Here is a 20,910-nt window from a genome sequence, read left to right on the forward strand (position 1 = left end):
GCCTCGCGGTCGCGCCCGGGACGAGCCGCCCCAACCGGGCCGCGGGTCAGCGGGCGAACGGGGCGAGCCGTGCCGCGAGGTGCTCGCCCACACGGGCACGGACGGCGGTGCCGCCTTCCTCGTGGGCCTGCGACAGGATCATGCCGTGCTCGTGGATCGCCGAGACCAGGTCACCCCGGTCGTACGGCACCAGCACGTCGACCTCGACAGCGGGCAGCGGCAGGGCGGCCTCGACCGCGGCGCGCAGCTCGTCGATACCCTCGCCGGTGCGCGACGACGCGAACAGCGCCTTGGGCTCGAGGCCGCGCAGCAGCAGTCGCGTGTCCTCGTCGACGAGATCGGCCTTGTTGAACACGACCAGCTCGGGAATGTCGCGTCCGCCCACGTCGCCGATCACGTCGCGCACCGTCGCCAGCTGAGCCGCGGGGTCGGGGTGCGAGCCGTCGACGACGTGCACGATGACGTCGGCCTGGCCGACCTCTTCGAGCGTCGAGCGGAACGCCTCGACGAGCTGATGCGGGAGGTTGCGCACGAACCCGACCGTGTCGGTCAGCGTGTACACGCGGCCGTCGGTCGTCTCGGAGCGGCGGACCGTGGCATCGAGCGTCGCGAACAGCGCGTTCTCGACCAGCACGCCGGCGCTCGTCAGGCGGTTGAGCAGACTGGACTTGCCGGCGTTGGTGTACCCGGCGATCGCGACCGAGGGGATCGTGTTGCGCTTGCGCTCGGCGCGCTTCGCGTCTCGCGCGGGGGCGAAGTCGCGGATCTGCCGCCGCAGCTGCGCCATCTTGGTGCGGATGCGGCGGCGATCGAGCTCGATCTTGGTCTCACCGGGACCGCGCGAGCCCATGCCCGCGCCGCCGGCGCCGACCTGGCCACCGGCCTGGCGGCTCATCGAGTCACCCCAGCCGCGCAGGCGCGGCAGCAGGTACTCGAGCTGGGCGAGCTCGACCTGGGCCTTGCCCTCGCGGCTCTTGGCGTGCTGGCTGAAGATGTCGAGGATCACGGTGGTGCGGTCGATGACCTTCACCTTCACGACGTCCTCGAGCGCCCGGCGCTGGCTGGGCGCGAGCTCGGTGTCGGCGATCACGGTGTCGGCCCCGACGGCGGCGACGATGTCGCGCAGCTCCTGAGCCTTGCCCCGGCCGACATAGGTCGCGGCATCCGGATGCGGGCGCCGCTGCAGCACGCCGTCGAGCACGACCGCACCGGCCGTCTCTGCGAGCGCGGCGAGTTCGCGCAGCGAGTTCTCGGCGTCCTCCTGCGCGCCCTGCGGGTGCACGCCCACGAGCACGACGTTCTCCAGGCGGAGCTGGCGGTACTCGACCTCGGTGACGTCTTCGAGTTCGGTCGAGAGCCCCGGCACGCGGCGCAGCGCCGCGCGCTCCTCGCGGTCCCACTGCTCGCCGTCGGTGTCGGCGACGCCGACCGTCGTCTCGTCCTGCAGGGCCTGAGCGGCGCCGAACACACGGACCCCCGAACGCGCATCGGCGCGCGCCAGCACGCGATCCACCGGGTCCAGCGGCGTCTCGTCGGTGCTCGGGGGTGTTGTCGTATCCGTCATGGGTTCCTTTCGGGATGCCGGTTTCCGGAGGTGACCTGCCGGTTCCGAGGCATCCGTGAATTCTAGTCTCACGGCGGGCCGAGGGACTCCGCTACGCTCGGAGGCCATGGGAAGCGATCACTACTTCAGTGCTTCCCCCGCAAGTGCCGAGAATCTGCGTCGCATCAGGGTCACGCTCGCCGGGCGCGACCTCGAGGTGACCACCGCCGGAGGGATCTTCAGTCCCGACCACGTGGATTCGGGAACGGCCGTGCTCCTCGCGAACACGCCTCCGCCGCCACCCGGCGGGAACCTGCTCGATCTCGGCTCTGGTTGGGGGCCGATCGCGCTGACACTCGCAATCGAATCACCGCACGCGACGGTCTGGGCGGTGGACGTCAACGAACGTGCGCTCGATCTCGTCCGCCGCAACGCCGCTGCGCTGGGCCTCTCGAATGTCAACGCCGTCCTGCCCGACGATGTTCCCGACGACGTCGTGTTCCGCAGCATCCGCTCCAATCCGCCGATCCGCGTCGGGAAGAACGAACTGCACGGCCTGCTGGAGCGCTGGATCCCGCGCCTCGACGAGCGCGCCGACGCGTGGCTCGTCGTGCAGCGCAACCTCGGCTCGGATTCGCTGCAGCGGTGGCTGGCGTCCACCTTCGAGCGCGGCTACAGCGTGCATCGGGCCGCCACCGGCCGGGGCTTCCGCGTGATCAAGGTGCGCCGCCACGGCTCGCCCCGCAGCGAGCCGATCGACCTGCCCGAGCTCTGACGCCGGTCGCCGGCGGGTCAGGCGAGGGTGACCTCGCCCGAGTAGACGAGCGTGGCCGGGCCCGACAGCAGCACATGGCGCTCGCCACCGACCTCCGGCATCCGCACGCCCAGCACGCCCCCGGGCACCTCGACGCTCCAGTGGTCGGGTGCGGCGGGTCCTGCCCAGTGGCGCACCCCGAGCGCGGCCGCGGCGACGCCCGTGCCGCAGCTGAGTGTCTCGCCGACACCGCGCTCGAAGACGCGCATGCGGATCGAGCCGACGCCGTCACGCACGAGAGGGTCGCCCGGAACGACGAACTCGACGTTCGCGCCGTGCGGGGGCTCGGGGTGGAGCTGCGGGAGCACGCCGAGATCGAGGCCCTCGAGCTCGCCGTGGTCGGGCAGCGCGACGACGATGTGGGGATTGCCGACGTCGATGCCGAGACCGGGGCGCGGGGCGCCGATGCCGCGGGCCCGCACCAGGACGTCGTCCTGCTCGACGCGCCACGGCCCGAGGTCGACCTCGAAGCCGAGGTCGCTGCGCGTCACCTTCTTGACGCCGGCGCGGGTCGCGATCGCCAGCGGATCGCCGTCGAGCGACGCCCAGCCGACGTCGGCGAGGTAGCGCGCGAACACGCGGATGCCGTTGCCGCACATCTCGGCGCGGGACCCGTCGGCATTGCGGTAGTCCATGAACCACTCGACACCGGATGCCGCGGCCTCCGCGCCTTCGTCGATGGCGTCCGCGCGCACGACGCGGAGGATGCCGTCGCCGCCGATGCCGAACCGGCGATCGCACAGCACGGCGACCTGGTCGTCGGAGAGATCGAGTGCTCCGTCGGGGTCGGGCACGATCACGAAGTCGTTGCCCGTGCCATGACCTTTCGTGAACGAGACGGTCTGCGGCATGGCCTCAGTCTACGGGCGGGGCGGCATCCGCCGGCGCCGGGCGACGTCAGTCGGCGATGAGACGCTTCCCGGTCGCCCACGTCTCAAACGCCTCGAAGCCGAGCGCCTCGTAGAAGCCCTGCGCGATGTCGTTGTCGGGCCGCACCATGAGCTGGACCTTCGGGCACCCCATGTCGAGCAGCAGGTGCTCCGCCGCCTCGACCAGGCTGCGCGCGATGCCCTGCCCACGGCGGGCCGGGTCGCTGGCGAGGTAGTAGAGCCAGCCGCGATGCCCGTCGTACCCGGCCATGACCGTGCCGACGATGTCGGCCCCGTCCACGGCGACGAGGAACAGCTCGGGCTGGACCTTCAGCTTGCGGTTGATGTCCTGGTAGGGGTTGTTCCACGGACGGGTGAGCCCCGTCGTCTGCCACAGCGAGACGACCGCTTCGGTGTCGGACATTTCGAACGCTCGGATGCCGGTGCTCATGCCCTCGAGTCTGCCAGGGCCGCCGCATCCGCTCCGGGCGACACCCATGTCACGTCGGCGTACCGCTTGAACCACGACACCTGACGACGCGCGTAGCGCCGGGTCAGCGCCTGGGTCTCGGCGATCGCCTCGGCCTCGGTCAGGGTTCCGTGCAGCTGCGCGAGAGCCTGGGCGTAGCCGATCGCGCGCGACGCCGTGACGCCGAGCTCGATCCCCTGCTCGCGGAGCCCGTGGACCTCGTCGACGATGCCGTCCTGCCACATCGTCTCGACGCGCGCATCGAGACGCGCGACCAGCTCGGCGCGGTCGACGGTCACCCCGATGATGCGGGTGTCGTCGCACCACAGCACCGGCTCATCGGGCAGAGCCGCACCGTGCGTGCGCTCCCCCAGCTCGAGCACCTCAAGGGCGCGCACGATCCGGCGCCCGTTGCGCGGATCGACGCGCGCGGCGGTGGCCTCGTCGAGGGCGCGCAGCCGCGCGAACAGCGCACCCGCGCCCTGCGCCTCGAGCTCCTCCTCGAGTCGCGCGCGGACGTTCGCGTCGCGCGGCGGGAATCGGAAGTCGAACAGCACACTGGAGACGTACAGCCCTGACCCGCCCACCAGGATCGCGTCGGCTCCGCGCGCGTGGATGCCCTCGATGACGCCGCGCGCCGTCTCCTGATACCAGGCCACCGCCGCATCGTCGGTGACGTCGAGGACGTCGAGGAGATGGTGGGGGATGCCGCGCCGTTCGGCCGTCGGGAGCTTCGCCGTGCCGATGTCCATACCCCGGTAGAGCTGCATCGCGTCGGCGTTGACGATCTCGGCCCGGCCGCCGCGGGCGGCGAGCGCCTCGGCCACGTCGAGCGACAGCGCCGTCTTGCCGGTCCCGGTCGCGCCCACGACCGCCCACAGTCGGGAGGCCGCAGCGTGGGCGACGGTCACACGCCGATGCGGAGGGTCGGAAGCCCCAGCGAGACGGCGCGGGGCGCGCTCGCCTGGCCCGCGGGGGCGGGGACGCCGCAGGACTCCGCCTGCGTGCGGTCCCACGCGTCGCCGGAGCGCGTGCGGCGGATGCGCAGCGGCGCTCCGTCGAGGCTGTCGGCGAGGAGGTGGAACGGCGCCGCGTGCGTCACGACCGCCGAGACGATGTCTCCGGGCCTCGGCAGGTCGGAGCCACCGGGCACCTCGAAATGCACGAGGCGATTGTCTTCGGCCCGGCCGGTGAGGCGGTGCGTCTCGGCGTCCTTCTTGCCCTCGCCGGTCGACACGAGCACGTGCACCTCTCGCCCGAGCTGCTTCTGATTCTCCTCGAGCGAGATCCGCTCCTGCAGGGCGATGAGGCGCTCGTAGCGCTCCTGCACGACAGCCTTCGGCACCTGGTCGGGCATCGTCGCAGCGGGAGTGCCCTCGCGGATCGAGTACTGGAACGTGAAGGCGCTCGCGAAGCGGGCCTGCTCGACCACGCGCATGGTGTCTTCGAAGTCCTCGTCGGTCTCGCCCGGGAACCCGACGATGATGTCGGTGGAGATCGCGGCGTGAGGGATCTGGGCGCGGACGCGGTCGAGGATGCCGAGGAACTTCTCGCTGCGGTAGGAGCGGCGCATCGCCTTGAGGATGCGATCGCTGCCCGACTGCAGGGGCATGTGCAGCTGCGGCATGACCGCAGGCGTCTGCGCCATCGCGTCGATCACATCGTCGGTGAAGGCGGCGGGATGCGGGCTGGTGAAGCGGATGCGCTCGAGGCCGGGGATCTCTCCGGCGGCGCGCAGCAGCTTGCCGAACGCCTGCCGGTCGCCGAACTCGACACCGTACGAGTTGACGTTCTGCCCGAGGAGCGTCACCTCCATCGCGCCGTCCTCGACGAGGAGGCGGATCTCGTTCAGGATGTCACCGGGGCGGCGGTCCTTCTCTTTGCCGCGGAGGCTCGGCACGATGCAGAACGTGCACGTGTTGTTGCATCCGACCGAGATCGACACCCAGCCGCTGTAGACGCTGTCCCGCTTGGTGGGAAGGGTCGACGGGAAGATCTCGAGGGACTCGAGGATCTCGAGCTCGGCCTCGCCGTTGTGCCGGGCGCGCTCGAGGAGGCTCGGAAGCGAGCCCATGTTGTGCGTGCCGAAGACGACGTCGACCCAGGGTGCCTTCTGCTGGACGGTGTCTTTGTCCATCTGCGCGAGGCATCCGCCGACGGCGATCTGCATGCCCTCGTGCTTGTCCTTGCGGGACTTGAGATGACCCAGCGTGCCGTAGAGCTTGCCCGCGGCGTTGTCGCGGACGGCGCACGTGTTGATCACGACGACGTCGGCCTCTTCGCCGGCCTCGGCGCGGACGTAGCCGGCGCTTTCGAGCGACCCGGACAGTCGCTCGGAGTCGTGGACGTTCATCTGACAGCCGAAGGTGCGCACCTCGTAGGTGCGAGCGTGGCCGTCGACGCCACGCGCGGCCTCGGAGGGCGCGATGTGCGTCGGGGTGTGGGACGGGGTGGTCATGATGGGTGCCATTCTACGAGCCGCGAATGTGACGCCGGCCCGGGGCGTCAGCGGAACCCGACTCCACTCGAGTGGCCCGGCGACTCGTCCAGCGCGGCGCGCGCAGCCCGGGAGGCGACCGAGCCGCCGTAGCCGCGACGGGCGAGCTGACCCGTGAGGCGGCGCAGAGCCGTGTCGCGATCGAGGCTGCCGAGTGAACGGGCCTTCGTGCGCGCGAATTCGAGCGCACGCTCGAGGTCGTCGTCGGGAAGGGCCGCGATCGCCGCGTCGGCGACATCGCGTGGGATGCCGCGCTTGGCCATCGTCTGAGCGATGACCTGTCGCCCCTGCCCTTTGCGCTCCACGCCGGCGTGAACGAGCTGTTCGGCGAGCGCCGCGTCGTCGAGGTACCCGTAGTCCTCGAGCGAGGCGAGTACCTGGTCGGTGGCGGCGGCGTCGAGCTCGTGCTCGCGCAGCACCGACCGAGCCTCCGACACGGACAGCGATCTGGTGCGAAGCTTCTTGAGCAGTGCCTTCTCGGCCGCGTCGACGCGCACCGCACGGTCGGGATCGTCGTCAGCGCTCGCAGGGCGATCGGCCGCCCAGGTCGGGTGCCACGAGGTTTCGGCGCCGTCGCCGTCGCTCTCGTCGGAGGGACCGGCGCTCCCCTGCGCCGGGGTGCCCTCGCACGGGCTTTCGTCGCCACTCCCGCTCCCGCCCGCGTCCGCACTGTCGGACACGACCGCACCGGCGCCATCTCCGCCTTCGGGGCGCCGTGTCTGCGGCCGCTGAGGGGCCGGTCCGCCGAACAGAGGGATCACGGGGGCGAGCTTCTCCCGCTCGCCCCCGTTCCCGTCACTCATGCCGGACGGCGCGCGGCCAGATCGTCGGCTGGCGCCTCGACGACCTTGGGCTGTCCGATACCGAGCTTCGCCTTGATCTTCGACTCGATCTCGGCCGCGACGTCTTCGTTCTTGATGAGGAAGTTGCGCGCGTTCTCCTTGCCCTGCCCGAGCTGCTCGCCGTCGTAGGTGTACCAGGCACCGGACTTCTTCACGATGGCGTGCTCGACGCCGAAGTCGATGAGGCTTCCTTCGCGCGAGATGCCGACGCCGTACAGGATGTCGAACTCGGCCTGCTTGAAGGGCGGCGCCATCTTGTTCTTCACGACCTTGACGCGCGTGCGGTTGCCCACCGCGTCGGTGCCGTCCTTCAGCGTTTCGATGCGGCGGATGTCGAGCCGGACCGACGCGTAGAACTTCAGCGCCTTGCCGCCGGCCGTGGTCTCGGGCGAGCCGAAGAAGACGCCGATCTTCTCGCGCAGCTGGTTGATGAAGATCATCGTGGTGTTGGTCTGGTTGAGACCACCCGTGAGCTTGCGGAGGGCCTGCGACATGAGGCGAGCCTGCAGACCGACGTGCGAGTCGCCCATCTCGCCTTCGATCTCGGCCTTGGGAACGAGCGCGGCGACCGAGTCGATCACGACGAGGTCGATCGCGCCGGAGCGCACGAGCATGTCGGCGATCTCGAGCGCCTGCTCACCCGTGTCAGGCTGCGACACCAGCAGCGAGTCGATGTCGACGCCCAGCTTCTGCGCATAGTCGGGGTCGAGCGCGTGCTCGGCGTCGATGAACGCGGCGATGCCGCCCGCGCGCTGCACGTTCGCGATCGCGTGGAGCGTCAGGGTCGTCTTACCCGACGACTCAGGACCGTAGATCTCAATGATGCGGCCGCGCGGGAGTCCGCCGATACCGAGGGCGACGTCGAGCGCGATCGACCCGGTGGGCACGACCTCGACGGGAGCGCGCTCGTCGCTGCCGAGCCGCATGACCGAGCCCTTTCCGAACTGCCGGTCGATCTGGGCGAGGGCCGACTCGAGGGCCTTCTCGCGGTCAACTGCTGAGGGCATGGCGTGCTCCTTATGCTCGCGTTCCGTCGCCTGTAGGCTGTCGCGCTCCGACCCCGGTGGGACGGATGCTGCGACAAGGCGTGAGGTGTCGTTCGACGTGGTTCACGCTAGGGGTGGGCTCCGACATTCCGTCTTCGCTCCTCTCCGACCGTGGAAAGACACGCTCTCGACACCTGCTGTGCGGGAGCCTACGCGGGTATCGAACAGACGTTCGACGACACGCCGCGCAGCGGCGGGCGTGCGACGGGTTCAGCGCTTGGGTTCGAGCCGGCCGACGCCGTAGCGCCGCTCGCCGGGAACATCCATCTCTTCGCACAGGGCGAGCCAGACGTCGCGCGGCGAATATCCGGCGTTCAGAGCCTGATCGGCGGTGAGCCCGCCGGCTCGGGTGAGGACGAGGTCGCTGATCAGCGAGCTGCCGTACGTTCCGAACTCATCGCGCACGGCGCGCTCGAACTCACTGCGCCTCATGCGTGTGCGGATTCCGGAAGGGTGCGCGCTCAGCGCAGCGACAGTTCGGCGTCGACGGCGGCGACGAGCTCGTCGGGGACGACGTCGGGGAAGGTCTGCAGACCCTCGAGGACCGAGATGCGATCGCCGACCTCGCGCATGATCGTCGAGATGGGCACATCGAGGGCTTCCGCGACCGACGCGAGGATCTCGCTCGACGCTTCCTTCTGCCCCCGCTCGACCTCGCTGAGGTAGCCGAGCGCCACGCTCGCGCGGCTGGCGACCTGCCGGAGGGTACGACCCTTCTGCTGGCGGAAATCGCGAAGCACTTCACCGATCTCTTGACGTACCAGGATCATTGTGGGCCCCCTCCTCACTTCTGATTCCGCTGTCCGGGTGTATGAGAGTACCGCACCGGATGATGCCAATCTAATCCCGCGAACTGGGGAATGGGTGGGAATCACCGAATGTAACCGAGAAGAAACACCGCGTGTTCCCGGGCGGGCGGAATCGATCGGATGCCGCGGTCACAGCGCGGCGAGGCACGCCTCCAGCGCGGCTACGGCGACGGCCGATCGGATCTCCGCGCGATCGCCCGGGAACGATCCGATCGACGAGGACTCGCCCTCGGGGGTGACGACCGCGATGCACGCCGTTCCGACCGGCTTGCCGTCCTGCGGGTCGGGGCCGGCGACACCCGTGGTGGCGATGCCGACGTCAGCGCCGAGCAGGGTGCGGACGCCCTCGGCCATCTGTGTCGCGACGCCGGGGTCGACGGCGCCCGTCGAGGCAAGGAGGTCGGCGTCCACGCCCAGCACGCTGCGTTTGACGTCGGTCGCGTAGGCGATCACTCCCCCGCGGAACACCGCCGAGGCACCGGGGACGTCGACGAGGGTCGCCGCGACCAGTCCGCCGGTCAGGGACTCGGCCACCCCGACGGTCCAGCCGCGCCGCCCGAGGGCCTCCAGCACGTCGGCGGAGAGCGTCACGCGGCGCCCTTCGCCCTGCGCGCGCCGCGGGCCTCGGTGACGACGTAGTCGATTCCGCTCGCCACGGTGAGGATCACGGCGATGGTCATGGCGACGCCGTTGACCCAGAAGATCCAGTCGCCCACGACCGTCCACAGCGGCAGGAGCGCCAGCGACAGGGCGATGCCCTGCGCGAGGGTCTTCAGCTTGCCCATCCACGCCGCCGCCACGACGTGGTCGCTCGCGACGATGAGACGGTGGATCGTGATGCCGATCTCGCGGACGAGCACGAGGACCGTGATCCACCAGTCGAGTTCGCCGAGGATCGACAGGCCGATGAAAGCGAACCCGGTGAGCACCTTGTCGGCGATCGGGTCGAGGAGCTTGCCGAGATCGGTGACGATCTCGTATCTGCGAGCGAGGTAGCCGTCGATGCCGTCGGTCGCGATGGCGACGATGAACAGCACCGCGGCCCCCCAACGCAGCGGTCCGTCGGCGCCGCCGTCGGCGAGCAGCATCCACAGGAAGACGGGTGCGCAGAGGATGCGCACGATCGTGATCGCGTTCGGGAGCTGCCTCGGGATCGCCATGCGCCGAGCCTATCGCCGGGCCGCGCTCAGTCGCGGCCGGTGAGGCCCCACGCGTCCTCGTCGCCCTCGCTCTCGACGACGGGGTAGCCGTCGAACTGCGACGACACCGCGTCGGACCCGTATGCGTCGGACGCCGGCGCAGACTCGCCGGGGACGTCTTCGCCGCGCAGCTTGGCGAGGATGGTCGGAAGCTGCTCGACCGTCACCAGCACGTCACGCGCCTTCGAGCCCTCGGAGGGGCCGACGATCTCGCGCGACTCGAGCAGGTCCATGAGGCGACCGGCCTTGGCGAACCCGACGCGGAGCTTGCGCTGCAGCATGGATGTCGATCCGAACTGCGTGGAGACGACGAGCTCGGTCGCCGCGAGCAGCAGCTCGAGGTCGTCTCCGATGTCGGCGTCGATCTCCTTCTTCTCGGCGGCGACCGCCACGTCGGCGCGGTACTCGGGCCGCGCCTGGGCCGTGACGTGCTTCACGACCTTCTCGATCTCCTGCTCACTCACCCACGCGCCCTGCACGCGCAGCGCCTTGGAGGCGCCCATCGGCAGGAACAGCCCGTCGCCCTGACCGATCAGGCGGTCGGCACCGGGCTGATCGAGGATGACGCGCGAGTCGGTCACGCTCGTCACCGCGAAGGCGAGACGAGACGGCACGTTGGCCTTGATGAGACCGGTCACGACGTCGACGGACGGACGCTGGGTCGCCAGGACCAGATGGATGCCGGAGGCGCGGGCGAGCTGGGTGATGCGGACGATCGAGTCCTCGACGTCGCGCGGCGCGACCATCATCAGGTCGGCGAGCTCGTCGACCACGACAAGGAGGTACGGGTAGGGCTTGAGGACGCGCTCGCTGCCGGCCGGGAGCTTCACCTCGTCGGCGACGACGGCACGGTTGAAGTCGTCGATGTGGCGGAAGCCGAACGACGCGAGGTCGTCGTACCGCATGTCCATCTCCTTCACGACCCACTGGAGCGCCTCGGCGGCCTTCTTCGGGTTCGTGATGATGGGCGTGATGAGGTGCGGCACGCCGGCGTAGGAGGTGAGCTCGACGCGCTTCGGGTCGATCAGCACCATGCGCACATCGGCGGGCTTGGCGCGCATGAGGAGGCTCGTGATCATCGAGTTGACGAAGCTCGACTTGCCCGAGCCGGTGGAGCCCGCCACCAGGAGGTGCGGCATCTTCGCGAGGTTCGCCACCACGTACCCGCCCCCGACGTCCTTGCCGACGCCGATCGTCATGGGGTGGGTCGACTGCTGGGCGTTCTGCGAGCGCAGCACGTCGCCGAGCGTGACGATCTCGCGGTCGGTGTTCGGGATCTCGACGCCGATCGCGCTCTTGCCCGGGATGGGCGCGAGGATGCGGACCTCGTTGGAGGCGACGGCGTAGGCGATGTTGTTCGTGAGCGCCGTGATGCGCTCGACCTTGACCCCGGGCCCGAGCGAGATCTCGTACTGCGTCACGGTCGGTCCGCGCGAGAACCCGGTCACGCGGGCGTCGACCGAGAACTGGTCGAGCACGCTGGTGATCGCCTTCACGGTGTCGTCGTTGGCCTGCGACCGCGCGACGTGCGGGGTTCCCTGCGCGAGGGCGTTGACCGACGGCAGGCGGTAGGGCGCTGCGGGCGCCGACGGCGACAGGTCGGAGCCGATCCCCGAGAGCCCGGGAAGGAAGTCGTCGCCCGTCGCGTCGTCGCTGTCGTCGCGCAGCGAGGTGCCGCCGGCGGTCGAAGCCTTCGCGGCGGAGAGCACCGAGGGATCGATGACCTCGGTGAGCGCGTCCGCTGCCACGGCCGCCGGCACCGTCGGCGGCTCGAGCACCTGATCGAACCCGCCCTGCACCGCTCCCGGCGGGAGCAGCGCCGTCAGGTCGTCCGAGGCGAGTCCCCCGTCGGGATCCTCCTCGCGACCGGTCTTGTTCCGTCGCCACCACGGCAGGGCCGGGTCCGCGTCGTCGTCGGAGTCGGCGGATGCCGCGGCATCCGCTGCGCTGTGCTCGGGCCGCGGTTCGGCGCCGAACATCCACGCGTACAGCTCGCCGAGCCGGCGGCCGATGCGGTTGGGAGGGGTCTTGGTGATGATGAGCACGCTGAGGACGGCCAGCAGTGCGAGAGCGACATAGGCGCCCACGTTCGTCAGCACGAGCGCCAGGGGCTCGCCGATCATCCAGCCGAAGAGCCCGCCGGCCTTGCTGAGCTCGGGCAGACCCTCGTTGGGCTGCGGACGACCGCCCGCGACGTGGCAGAAGCCGGCGATCGTGAGCACGAGCAGCCCGAAGCCGATGCCGATCCGCCCGTTGTCGTGGACCGACGACGGATGCCGGAACATCCAGCCGGCCAGCAGGAGCAGCAGCACGGGCAGGATGAACGCCTCGCGCCCGATGAGGCCGCCGACCGTGTAGGCGCTGATGTTGGCGGCCACCGGGCTGCCGATGAAGAACCACTCGTTGACGGCGCCGGCGATCGCGAGCAGCACCAGCAGGAAGGGGAACCCGTCGCGGCGCTGCTCCTTCTCGAGCGTCTCGGGCCCGAAGGCGCGGAACAGACCGCCGGTCGCATGGGCGAGGCCGAGCCAGGCCCGCACGATCACCGGCGGCCGGTCGGACTCGCCGACGTACTTCTTGGGTGCCGGTTCCGGCTTCTTGGCGCGCGACGAAGACGCGGTGCGCGAAGGCGCGCGACCGCCCTTGGTCGGACTGGTGCTCCTGGCCATTCCCCCACGGTAAGCCGGACCGCCGACTTTTCCCCGGAACCACGCGGCGCAGCGGACCGCTTGCTCAGCGCAGGCGCTTGACCATCGTGTCGCGCCCGTGGCCCGCCTCGACGACGGCGAAGCCCTCGCTGCGGTACAGCGTGGCGGCGAAGTTGCCCCGCTCGACGCTCAGGCTGATCCGCGCGAAGCCCTGCGAGCGGGCGTGGTCGCACAGCCGCTGCAGCAGCGCGCGGCCGACGCCGTGCGCACGCCAGATCGGCCGGACGCCGATGATCAGCTCGGGCACCCCCGTGCCGATGTAGCCGAAACCCGGGTCGGTGCGCGGCAGCATCCGGTACCACGCGGCCCCGATCGGCTGGCCGTGCGCGTCCTCCGCGACGAAGCCGGCGTCGCCGGGCTGCTTCCACCCCGAGACGTACCGGCTGTGCTCGGACCCGGCGATCAGCTGATGCTTGGGCCGCGCGGCGCCCGGCCGCCAGTTCGCGGCCTCGACCACCATGTCGCCCAGGAACGCGCCGTCCGCCTGCGTGGCGTCGCGAACACGGAAGGCTGCGGGCATGCGGCGAGTCTAACGACGACGGGCGGATGCCCCGTCCCCGACATGGGAGTGTGCCATCCCCCTCCGCCGACCACGACAGCGCCGTCGAGGCGCCGACGACGTCGGCGCCTGATCCTCACGCCTCGATGACGAGCGGCACGATCATCGGCCGGCGGCGCAGGGACTGGTTCACCCAGCGCCCGATCGTGCGGCGGACGATCTGCGAGAGCGCATGCTGGTCGCGCACACCGGACCTCGCGGCCTCGGCGAGCGCGGCGGCGATCTTGGGCTTGACGTCCTCGAAGACCTTGTCGTCCTCGGCGAAGCCGCGCGCGTGGATCTCCGGGCCGGAGATGATGTTCCCCGTGGACGCGTCGACGACGACGATCACCGAGATGAACCCCTCCTCGCCGAGGATCCGGCGGTCCTTGAGGTCGGCGTCGGTGATCTCGCCCACCGTCGAGCCGTCGACGTAGACGAAGCCGAGGTCGAGCTGGCCGACCACCTGCGCGTCGCCGTCTTCGAGGTCGATGACCGTGCCGTTCTCGGCCAGGATCGTGCGTTCGGGATCGATGCCGGTGTCCTGGGCGAGCCGCGCGTTCGCCATCAGGTGCCGGTACTCGCCGTGGACCGGCAGCACGTTCTTCGGCTTGAGGATGTTGTAGCAGTAGAGGAGCTCGCCCGCGGCTGCGTGACCCGAGACATGAACCTTCGCGTTCCCCTTGTGCACGACGTTCGCACCGAGCTTGGTGAGGCCGTCGATCACGCGGTAGACGGCGTTCTCGTTGCCGGGGATGAGGCTCGAGGCAAGGATGACCGTGTCGCCGGGGCCGGGCTCGATCGCGTGGTCGAGGTTGGCCATGCGGCTGAGCACGGCCATCGGCTCGCCCTGCGAACCCGTCGACATGTACACGATCCGGTCGTCGGGCAGATCCCGCGCCTTCTTGTAGTCGATGAGGACGTTCTCGGGCACGTTGAGGTAGCCGAGGTCCTCGGCGATCGTCATGTTGCGCAGCATGCTGCGGCCGAGCAGCGCCACGCGGCGCCCGTGGGCGGCCGCGGCATCCAGCACCTGCTGCACGCGGTGCACATGACTCGAGAAGCTGGCCACGATCACACGACGGGGAGCCTTGCCGATCACCTGGTCGAGCACCGGGCCGATCGAGCGCTCCGGAGTCGTGAAGCCCGGGACGTCGGCGTTCGTCGAGTCGACGAGGAAGAGGTCGACGCCTTCCTCTCCGAGACGGGCGAAGGCCCGCAGGTCGGTGAGGCGTCCGTCGAGCGGGAGCTGATCCATCTTGAAGTCGCCGGTGGCCAGCACCATGCCGGCCGGGGTGCGGATCGCGACGGCCAGCGCGTCGGGGATCGAGTGGTTCACCGCGATGAACTCGAGTTCGAACGGACCGAGGTTCTCGCGCTGCCCCTCGGTCACCGTGAGGCTGTACGGCTTGATGCGGTGCTCCTTGAGCTTCGCCTCGATGAGGGCCAGCGTGAGCCCCGAGCCGACGATCGGAATGTCGGACTTGAGCTTGAGGAGGTACGGCACCGCACCGATGTGGTCCTCGTGCCCGTGCGTGAGCATGACGCCGACGATGTCATCGAGGCGACCCTTGATCGGCTCGAAGTCGGGGAGGATCAGGTCGACCCCCGGCTGGTGCTCCTCGGGGAACAGCACACCGCAGTCCACGATCAGCAGCTTCCCGCCGTACTCGAATACGGTCATGTTGCGGCCGACTTCGCCGAGACCGCCGAGCGGGGTCACCCGCAGGGTGCCCGGCTCGAGGGCGGGCGGGTCGAACGGGGTGATGGGCATGGTCAGCCTCCTCGGGATGCCGCGGCATCCGTTCGCTCGTGACGCCGCCGCCCGGGTGCGGGCGCAACGGCGCGCGTTGTCATCTCGTGGTGCCCGACACCTTCGGCAGAGCGCCGCCGGCGGCGGCGTTGCGGTCGGGGCGGAAGTTGGAGAAGTCGGCTCCGGGGACGCCCGTGACGAGCGCGAGCTCGTCCTCGATCTTCGCGGCCTCCCACTCTTCGGGGCCGACCAGGGGCAGGCGCACGCGCGGGCTGCCGATGCGACCCAGGCCGTGGAGGATGTACTTGGCCGACACTGTGCCGGGCACGTGCGTCATCACTGCGCGCACGAGCGGCTCGAGCTGACGATGCGCGGCCGTGGCCGTCGTGAGGTCGCCGGCGTTCACGGCGTCCACGATCGCCCGGTACGGCGCGGGGGCGATGTTGGCCGTCACGCCGATGAGCCCGGTCGCGCCGATCGCGAGGTGGGGAAGCACGTTGGCGTCGTCGCCCGAGAAGTACAGCAGGTCGGTCTGGTTCAGCACGCGGCTGACCTCGCTGAAGTCGCCCTTGGCGTCTTTGATCGCGAGGATGTTCGGGTGCTTCGCGAGACGCAGGATCGTCTCGTAGCGGATCGGAACCCCGGTGCGACCGGGGATGTCGTAGAGGATCACCGGCAGGTCGGTGGCGTCGGCGACGAGGCGGAAGTGCGTCAGGATCCCTGCCTGGGTCGGCTTGTTGTAGTACGGCGTGACGATCATGATGCCGTCGGCGCCGGCCTTCTCGCTCGCCTTGTAGAGCTCGATCGCGTGCGCCGTCTCGTTGGATCCGCCGCCCGTGATGATCTTCGCGCGACCGGCCGAGACGTCCTTGCCGATCTCGACCAGCCGGATCTTCTCGCCGTCGGTGAGCGTCGACGTCTCGCCCGTGGTGCCGGTGACGACGATGCCGTCGGCGCCCGCGGTGATGACGTCGTCGATGTGCTTCTCGACGGCGGGCCAGTCGACTTCGCCGTCGGCCGTCATGGGGGTGACGAGCGCGACGAGCACCTGACCGAAGGGGTTGCCCGAATGCGTCATGGACTCAGGTTATCGGGATGCCGCGTCCTGCGCCGCGCGGTCAGCGCCCCGTGGCGGCGGCCCGCGCGACCAGCCGGGACGGTGCGAGCCGGGTCAGGGCGACCAGCAGCCTGTACTTCGCCGACGGAACCGATACCGCCTTGCCGCGGGCCGCGTCGCGCAGGGACTCCGCGACGACGGTGCGCGCGTCGAGCCACATCCAGTCCGGCACTCCCTCCTCACCCGGCGGCAGGCCCGCGCGCTCGTGGAAGTTGGTGTGTGTGAAGCCGGGACAGGCGGCGGTGACGGTCACCCCCCGGTCGGCGTAGGCGCCGTTCGCCCAGCGGCTGAAGCTGATGAGCCAGCCCTTGCACGCGCCGTAGGTGGAGCGCGGTGTGAATCCCGCCACCGACGCGACGTTGATGATGCGGCCGCGACCGCGCGCCAGCATCGGCCCGAGGGCGGCATGGGTGAGGCGCATCGGCACCTCGACGTGCAGATCGAGGTGGCGCACCTCGTCGTCGATGTCGTTCTTGTCGAAGGCGAGGGGCAGGCCGAACCCGGCATTGTTGACGAGGAGCTCGACGGGGTGCTCCGGGTCGGCGAGACGCCGCTCGACCTTCTCGCGCTGGCGCGGCTTGAGCAGGTCTGCCGGCAGCACCTCGATGCGCACGCGGTTGCGCGCGCGCAGGCCGCGGGCGAGCTGCTCGAGCGCGTCGCGGTCGCGGGCGACCAGCACGAGGTCGGCGCCCTGCGCGGCGAGCTGGCGGGCGTACTCGGCTCCGAGGCCCGAGCTCGCGCCGGTGATGAGTGCCGTCTTCGCCATGCGCGCCAGCCTAGGACGCGGGCACGAGAGTGAGGAATCGGTAGCGGATGCCGCTGCTCGACGTGCTCCACCCCTCGGCGGGTTCGACCGCCGCGATGCGCCAGTCCGAGCGGTCGGGTGCGAACGTGTCGCCGTCGACGCGCACGTCGAGCTCGGTCACCTCGAGCCGGTCGGCGAGGCCGATGCCCTCGCGGAACAGCGCGCCGCCGCCGATGATCCAGACCCGTTCCGGCGCGGCCGGGGACGAGGCATCCGTCGCCAGCGCGAGCGCCGCGTCGAGCGACGCCGCCCGCTCGGCGCCGTCGGCCGCCCAGTCGTCGTTGCGGGTGATGACGATGTTGCGACGTCCGGGCAGCGGGCGGAAGCGGTCGGGGAACGACTCCCACGTACGGCGCCCCATGATCACGGGCGCGCCGATCGTGACGGCCTTGAAGTGCGCCAGGTCTTCGGGGACGTGCCACGGCATGCCGCCGTCGGCGCCGATCACGCCGCCGCGCGCCTCGGCCCAGACCAGGCCGATGCGTGCCGTCATACCGCGACCGCCCCGCGGATCGCCGGGTGGTGCTGGTAGTCCTCGATGACGAAGTCGTCGTATGCGTAGTCGAAGATCGAGTCCGGCGTGCGCGCGAAGCGGAAGGTCGGGTACGGGTAGGGCTCGCGGGTCAGCTGCTCCCGCACCTGCTCGACGTGGTTGTCGTAGATGTGGCAGTCGCCGCCGGTCCAGACGAACTCGCCGGGCTCGAGGCCCGTCTGCTGGGCGACCATCAGCGTCAGCAGGGCATACGAGGCGATGTTGAACGGGACGCCGAGGAACAGGTCGGCGCTGCGCTGGTAGAGCTGGCACGACAGGCGTCCGTCGGCGACGTAGAACTGGAACATCGCGTGGCAGGGGGCGAGCGCCATGTCGGGGATGTCGGCGGGGTTCCACGCCGAGACGAGCAGGCGGCGCGAGTCGGGGTTGGAGCGGATCTGGTCGATGACCTGCGAGATCTGATCGATGTGCGCACCGGAGGGGGTCGGCCAGGACCGCCACTGCACGCCGTAGACCGGCCCGAGCTCGCCGTCGGCGTCGGCCCACTCGTCCCAGATCGTGACGCCGTTCTCCTGCAGCCAGCGCACGTTCGACTCGCCGCGCAGGAACCAGAGCAGCTCGTACGCGATCGACTTGAAGTGCACGCGCTTGGTCGTGATCAGCGGGAAGCCCTGCGAGAGGTCGAAGCGGATCTGCCGGCCGAAGGCGCTCGTCGTGCCGGTCCCCGTGCGATCGTCCTTGTGCGTGCCGGTCTCCAGCACGTCTCGCAGGAGGTCCTCGTAGGGGGTGGGGATCGCCGTCGTCACGGCTGCCACGATACCCGCGCCCTCCCCCACGAGGGCCGGTTACGAGCGGAGCGTCATATTCGCGGCATCCGGACTCCATTCAGGTGAACAGGATTACCCTGATCAGTTGTGGACCTGCTGGCCGTCTTCGTCACCATCGCCGCGCTGCTCGCGCTGACGGTGGCCGTCGGCGTCTTCCTGCGGTGGCGCGAGAGCCGCCCGCAGCGGCACATCGCGCACGAGGTCGTCGAGCCGCACCGGCTCGGCGCCGACGGGCTGGGCGAGGTCGCGACGCTGCTGCAGTTCAGCACCGAGCTATGCGCCCGCTGCCCGGGCGTCCACCGCACCCTCTCATCGATCGCCGACTCCCACGAGGGCGTGCGACACCTCGACGTCGACCTCACGCACCGGCCCGACATCGCCAGGCACTTCAACGTGCTGCAGACGCCGACCACTCTGGTGCTCGACCGGCACGGCGCGATCCGCACGCGGTTCGGCGGCGCGCCGAGCCGCGAGGTGCTCGAGCTCGAGCTGAACAGGCTCACCTCGGACGGCGCGCATGTCTGAAAGAGCGGATGCCCCGGCACCGCGCGGCATCGACCCGCGCGGTCCGCGCTTCGTCGCCGGCGTCACCGCGCTCCTGCTGCTCATCGACGTGTTCCTGGGTCTGACGGGCCTCTCGACCGCACATGTCTCGGCGGGCGACGCCGAGGCCGCCTTCGGGTGGTTCGCATATCAGCCCCTCGCCGATGAGAGCTTCGTCCCCCTCGGCTGGGCGATCACCTACGCGTCGGTCGCCGCGCGGGTCCTCGATCCCGCGTTCCTGCTCCTCCTCACGATCGCCCTGCTCTTCCTGTGGGGCGTACTCTCGCCGCGCACCGCGCCGTGGGCGGTCCTCTACCGCTCGGCGGTCGCGCCGCGCCTGAGTCCCCCCAGCGAGCTCGAGGACCCCCGCCCTCCCCGCTTCGCACAGGGTGTCGGCCTCATCGTGGCCACGATGGGACTGCTTCTCCAGCTGTTCGGCGTCCCGTGGGCTCTCACGATCGCCGCGATGATGGCGTTCATCGCCGCGTTCCTCAACGCCGTGTTCGGACTCTGCCTCGGCTGTCAGCTGTACCTCCTGCTGCAGCGTCTCGGCCTGATCGGCCGCGCGCGCCCCGCCGCAGCCTGACCGTCGCGCGGCGGCACGCCTCGCGGTTAGGCTGACCGCGAGACGCCCGGAACGCGGGCGCGGCGAAACGGAGGGCCCCATGACCGTCACGAGCGAAGCCACCACCGCCTGGCAGGGCGGCCTGTTCGACGGCTCCGGCGAGGTGACCTTCGTGTCGTCCGGCCTCGGCACGTTCGACGTCAACTGGAAGGCGCGCAGCGAGGGCTCGACCTCGGTCACGACGCCCGAGGAGCTCATCGCCGCGGCGCACTCGTCCTGCTTCAGCATGGCGTTCTCGCTCGCGCTCGCCGAGAACGGCACCCCGCCGGAGTCGATCGACACCACGGCGTCGGTGACCTTCAAGCCCGGCACGGGCATCACCGGCAGCCACCTGAACGTCAACGCGGTCGTGCCCGGCCTCGACCCCGAGGAGTTCGAGCGCCTCGCGCAGGCGGCGAAGGCCGGCTGCCCCGTCTCTCAGGCGCTCGCGGGCGTGGAGATCACCATCGAGGCGACGCTTGCCTGACCCCGACACAGCACGTCCCGGCACGCGCCGGGTCGTCGTCGCCGGGGCGTCCGGGCTCATCGGCTCGGCGCTCGTCGAGAGCCTGCGCGCGGACGGAGTGACGGTCACGACGCTCGTCCGCCGACCGCCCGAGGCGCCGGACGAGGTGGAGTGGCTCACCGACGCGACTCCCCTCGACCCGGCGGTCCTCGCCGGCGCCGACGCCGTCGTTGGACTCAACGGGGCCAGCATCGGCCGGTTCCCGTGGACCGAGCACTACAAGAGCACGCTCTTGTGGTCGCGCATCACGCCGACGCAGGCGATCGCCCGCGCGGTGCGCGAGCTCGGGACGGATGCCCCGGCTTTCGTCTCCGCGTCGGCGGTGGGGTATTACGGCTCGGCGCCCCGCAAGCGCCTCGACGAGACGTCACGGCGGGGCGAGACGTTCCTCGCCGACCTGTGCGGGGAGTGGGAGGCGGCTGCTCGCGCGTCCGGCGAGCACGCGCGCGTCGCGCTGCTGCGGACCGCGCCGATCATCCACGCGCAGGGCGTTCTGAAACCCCTTCTGCTGCTGACGAAGCTCGGCGTGAGCGGACCCATCGGTCGCGGAACCCAGGTCTGGCCGTGGATCACGCTGGACGACGAGGTGCGGGCGATCCGCCATGTCATCGACAAGGGGCTCGACGGCCCGGTCAACCTCACGGGCCCGACGCGCGCGACGGCGAACGACCTCGGCTTCGCGCTCGCGGTGCGGCTCAACCGGCCGTTCCTGGTGCGGGCGCCCGTGTGGGCGATGAAGCTCGCGCTCGGCGAGGACGCGACCGAGGCCGTGCTGACGACCGACGCCCACGTCGAGCCGGCCGTGCTCGAGGCATCCGGATTCTCGTTCCTCCACCCGACCGTCGAGGACGCCGTCGCCGCGGCCGTGCCCGCAGCGGGCGAGACCCCCGTCGGCGCGCGAGCCTGAC

General features: G+C 70.6%; 23 protein-coding genes. 5 read left to right on the plus strand and 18 right to left on the minus strand.

All coding sequences use genetic code 11. The features are described from left to right. Positions 1-46 precede the first annotated feature (46 nt). A complete protein-coding gene (hflX, locus tag OB08_RS08400) occupies positions 47-1,564 on the minus strand; it encodes a GTPase HflX (RefSeq protein WP_461473994.1) in 1,518 nt (505 codons plus the stop codon). A 106-nt stretch (positions 1,565-1,670) separates the two neighbouring features. On the opposite strand from hflX, the gene OB08_RS08405 reads away from it, so the two are divergent. Continuing rightward, complete coding sequence (locus OB08_RS08405; RefSeq protein ID WP_461473995.1) at positions 1,671-2,318, plus strand: class I SAM-dependent methyltransferase; 648 nt, start codon at positions 1,671-1,673, stop codon at positions 2,316-2,318. 17 nt (positions 2,319-2,335) lie between these two features. Here the strand turns inward: OB08_RS08405 and dapF are convergent, their stop codons facing one another. The 17 genes from dapF to OB08_RS08490 form a co-directional block, all read right to left on the minus strand. Continuing rightward, positions 2,336-3,208 carry a diaminopimelate epimerase gene (dapF, locus tag OB08_RS08410; RefSeq protein ID WP_461473996.1) on the minus strand — a complete coding sequence of 291 codons (873 nt, stop codon included), beginning with the start codon at positions 3,206-3,208 and terminating at the stop codon, positions 2,336-2,338. A gap of 46 nt (positions 3,209-3,254) precedes the next feature. Continuing rightward, positions 3,255-3,677 carry a GNAT family acetyltransferase gene (locus OB08_RS08415; RefSeq protein ID WP_461473997.1) on the minus strand — a complete coding sequence of 141 codons (423 nt, stop codon included), beginning with the start codon at positions 3,675-3,677 and terminating at the stop codon, positions 3,255-3,257. Further along, positions 3,674-4,606, minus strand: coding sequence for a tRNA (adenosine(37)-N6)-dimethylallyltransferase MiaA (gene miaA, locus OB08_RS08420; RefSeq protein ID WP_461473998.1), 933 nt, complete (start codon positions 4,604-4,606; stop codon positions 3,674-3,676). Before miaA ends, OB08_RS08415 begins: the two co-directional genes overlap by 4 nt. Next, positions 4,603-6,153, minus strand: coding sequence for a tRNA (N6-isopentenyl adenosine(37)-C2)-methylthiotransferase MiaB (gene miaB / locus OB08_RS08425; RefSeq protein WP_461473999.1), 1,551 nt, complete (start codon positions 6,151-6,153; stop codon positions 4,603-4,605). The genes miaA and miaB overlap by 4 nt, the downstream gene beginning before the upstream one ends. Positions 6,154-6,200: 47 nt before the next feature. Beyond that, positions 6,201-6,872 carry a regulatory protein RecX gene (locus OB08_RS08430; RefSeq protein ID WP_461474000.1) on the minus strand — a complete coding sequence of 224 codons (672 nt, stop codon included), beginning with the start codon at positions 6,870-6,872 and terminating at the stop codon, positions 6,201-6,203. Positions 6,873-6,991: 119 nt separating this feature from the next. Then, positions 6,992-8,041, minus strand: a complete 1,050-nt coding sequence (recA, locus tag OB08_RS08435) for a recombinase RecA (RefSeq protein ID WP_461474001.1) — start codon at positions 8,039-8,041, stop codon at positions 6,992-6,994. Positions 8,042-8,290: 249 nt separating this feature from the next. Beyond that, positions 8,291-8,512: a DUF3046 domain-containing protein gene (locus OB08_RS08440; protein WP_461474002.1), complete on the minus strand. Its 222-nt coding sequence runs from the start codon at positions 8,510-8,512 to the stop codon at positions 8,291-8,293. 29 nt (positions 8,513-8,541) lie between these two features. Then, positions 8,542-8,850, minus strand: coding sequence for a helix-turn-helix domain-containing protein (locus tag OB08_RS08445; protein WP_461474003.1), 309 nt, complete (start codon positions 8,848-8,850; stop codon positions 8,542-8,544). 168 nt (positions 8,851-9,018) lie between these two features. Beyond that, complete coding sequence (locus OB08_RS08450; protein WP_461474004.1) at positions 9,019-9,480, minus strand: CinA family protein; 462 nt, start codon at positions 9,478-9,480, stop codon at positions 9,019-9,021. After that, a complete protein-coding gene (gene pgsA, locus OB08_RS08455; protein ID WP_461474005.1) occupies positions 9,477-10,049 on the minus strand; it encodes a CDP-diacylglycerol--glycerol-3-phosphate 3-phosphatidyltransferase in 573 nt (190 codons plus the stop codon). Before pgsA ends, OB08_RS08450 begins: the two co-directional genes overlap by 4 nt. 26 nt (positions 10,050-10,075) lie before the next feature. Continuing rightward, positions 10,076-12,757: a DNA translocase FtsK gene (locus OB08_RS08460; RefSeq protein WP_461474006.1), complete on the minus strand. Its 2,682-nt coding sequence runs from the start codon at positions 12,755-12,757 to the stop codon at positions 10,076-10,078. Between the two features lie 64 nt (positions 12,758-12,821). Next, positions 12,822-13,316: a GNAT family N-acetyltransferase gene (locus OB08_RS08465; RefSeq protein WP_461474007.1), complete on the minus strand. Its 495-nt coding sequence runs from the start codon at positions 13,314-13,316 to the stop codon at positions 12,822-12,824. Positions 13,317-13,431: 115 nt separating this feature from the next. Further along, the gene (locus tag OB08_RS08470; protein WP_461474008.1) at positions 13,432-15,108 is read right to left on the minus strand and encodes a ribonuclease J; all 1,677 of its coding nucleotides are present in this window, start codon (positions 15,106-15,108) and stop codon (positions 13,432-13,434) included. Between the two features lie 79 nt (positions 15,109-15,187). Further along, positions 15,188-16,165 (minus strand): 4-hydroxy-tetrahydrodipicolinate synthase, encoded by a 978-nt coding sequence (dapA, locus tag OB08_RS08475; RefSeq protein ID WP_461474009.1) that lies wholly within the window; start codon positions 16,163-16,165, stop codon positions 15,188-15,190. Positions 16,166-16,205: 40 nt separating this feature from the next. Next, positions 16,206-16,970 carry an SDR family NAD(P)-dependent oxidoreductase gene (locus OB08_RS08480; protein WP_461474010.1) on the minus strand — a complete coding sequence of 255 codons (765 nt, stop codon included), beginning with the start codon at positions 16,968-16,970 and terminating at the stop codon, positions 16,206-16,208. Between the two features lie 10 nt (positions 16,971-16,980). After that, the gene (locus OB08_RS08485; RefSeq protein ID WP_461474011.1) at positions 16,981-17,502 is read right to left on the minus strand and encodes a dihydrofolate reductase; all 522 of its coding nucleotides are present in this window, start codon (positions 17,500-17,502) and stop codon (positions 16,981-16,983) included. Then, positions 17,499-18,308: a thymidylate synthase gene (locus OB08_RS08490; RefSeq protein WP_461474012.1), complete on the minus strand. Its 810-nt coding sequence runs from the start codon at positions 18,306-18,308 to the stop codon at positions 17,499-17,501. The genes OB08_RS08485 and OB08_RS08490 overlap by 4 nt, the downstream gene beginning before the upstream one ends. Positions 18,309-18,416: 108 nt before the next feature. Here OB08_RS08490 and OB08_RS08495 point away from each other — a divergent pair, with 108 nt between their 5' ends. The 4 genes from OB08_RS08495 to OB08_RS08510 all read left to right on the plus strand — a co-directional run bounded on the left by OB08_RS08495 (position 18,417) and on the right by OB08_RS08510 (position 20,909). Next, positions 18,417-18,854: a TlpA family protein disulfide reductase gene (locus OB08_RS08495; protein ID WP_461474013.1), complete on the plus strand. Its 438-nt coding sequence runs from the start codon at positions 18,417-18,419 to the stop codon at positions 18,852-18,854. Next, positions 18,847-19,458 (plus strand): DUF4395 domain-containing protein, encoded by a 612-nt coding sequence (locus OB08_RS08500; RefSeq protein WP_461474014.1) that lies wholly within the window; start codon positions 18,847-18,849, stop codon positions 19,456-19,458. The genes OB08_RS08495 and OB08_RS08500 overlap by 8 nt, the downstream gene beginning before the upstream one ends. A 79-nt stretch (positions 19,459-19,537) precedes the next feature. After that, entirely contained in the window at positions 19,538-19,963 is a 426-nt protein-coding gene (locus tag OB08_RS08505) for an OsmC family peroxiredoxin (RefSeq protein ID WP_461474015.1), read from the plus strand. Beyond that, a complete protein-coding gene (locus OB08_RS08510) occupies positions 19,956-20,909 on the plus strand; it encodes a TIGR01777 family oxidoreductase (RefSeq protein ID WP_461474016.1) in 954 nt (317 codons plus the stop codon). Before OB08_RS08505 ends, OB08_RS08510 begins: the two co-directional genes overlap by 8 nt. Position 20,910 lies beyond the last annotated feature (1 nt).

Source organism: Microbacterium sp. HJ5 (genome assembly GCF_054824025.1).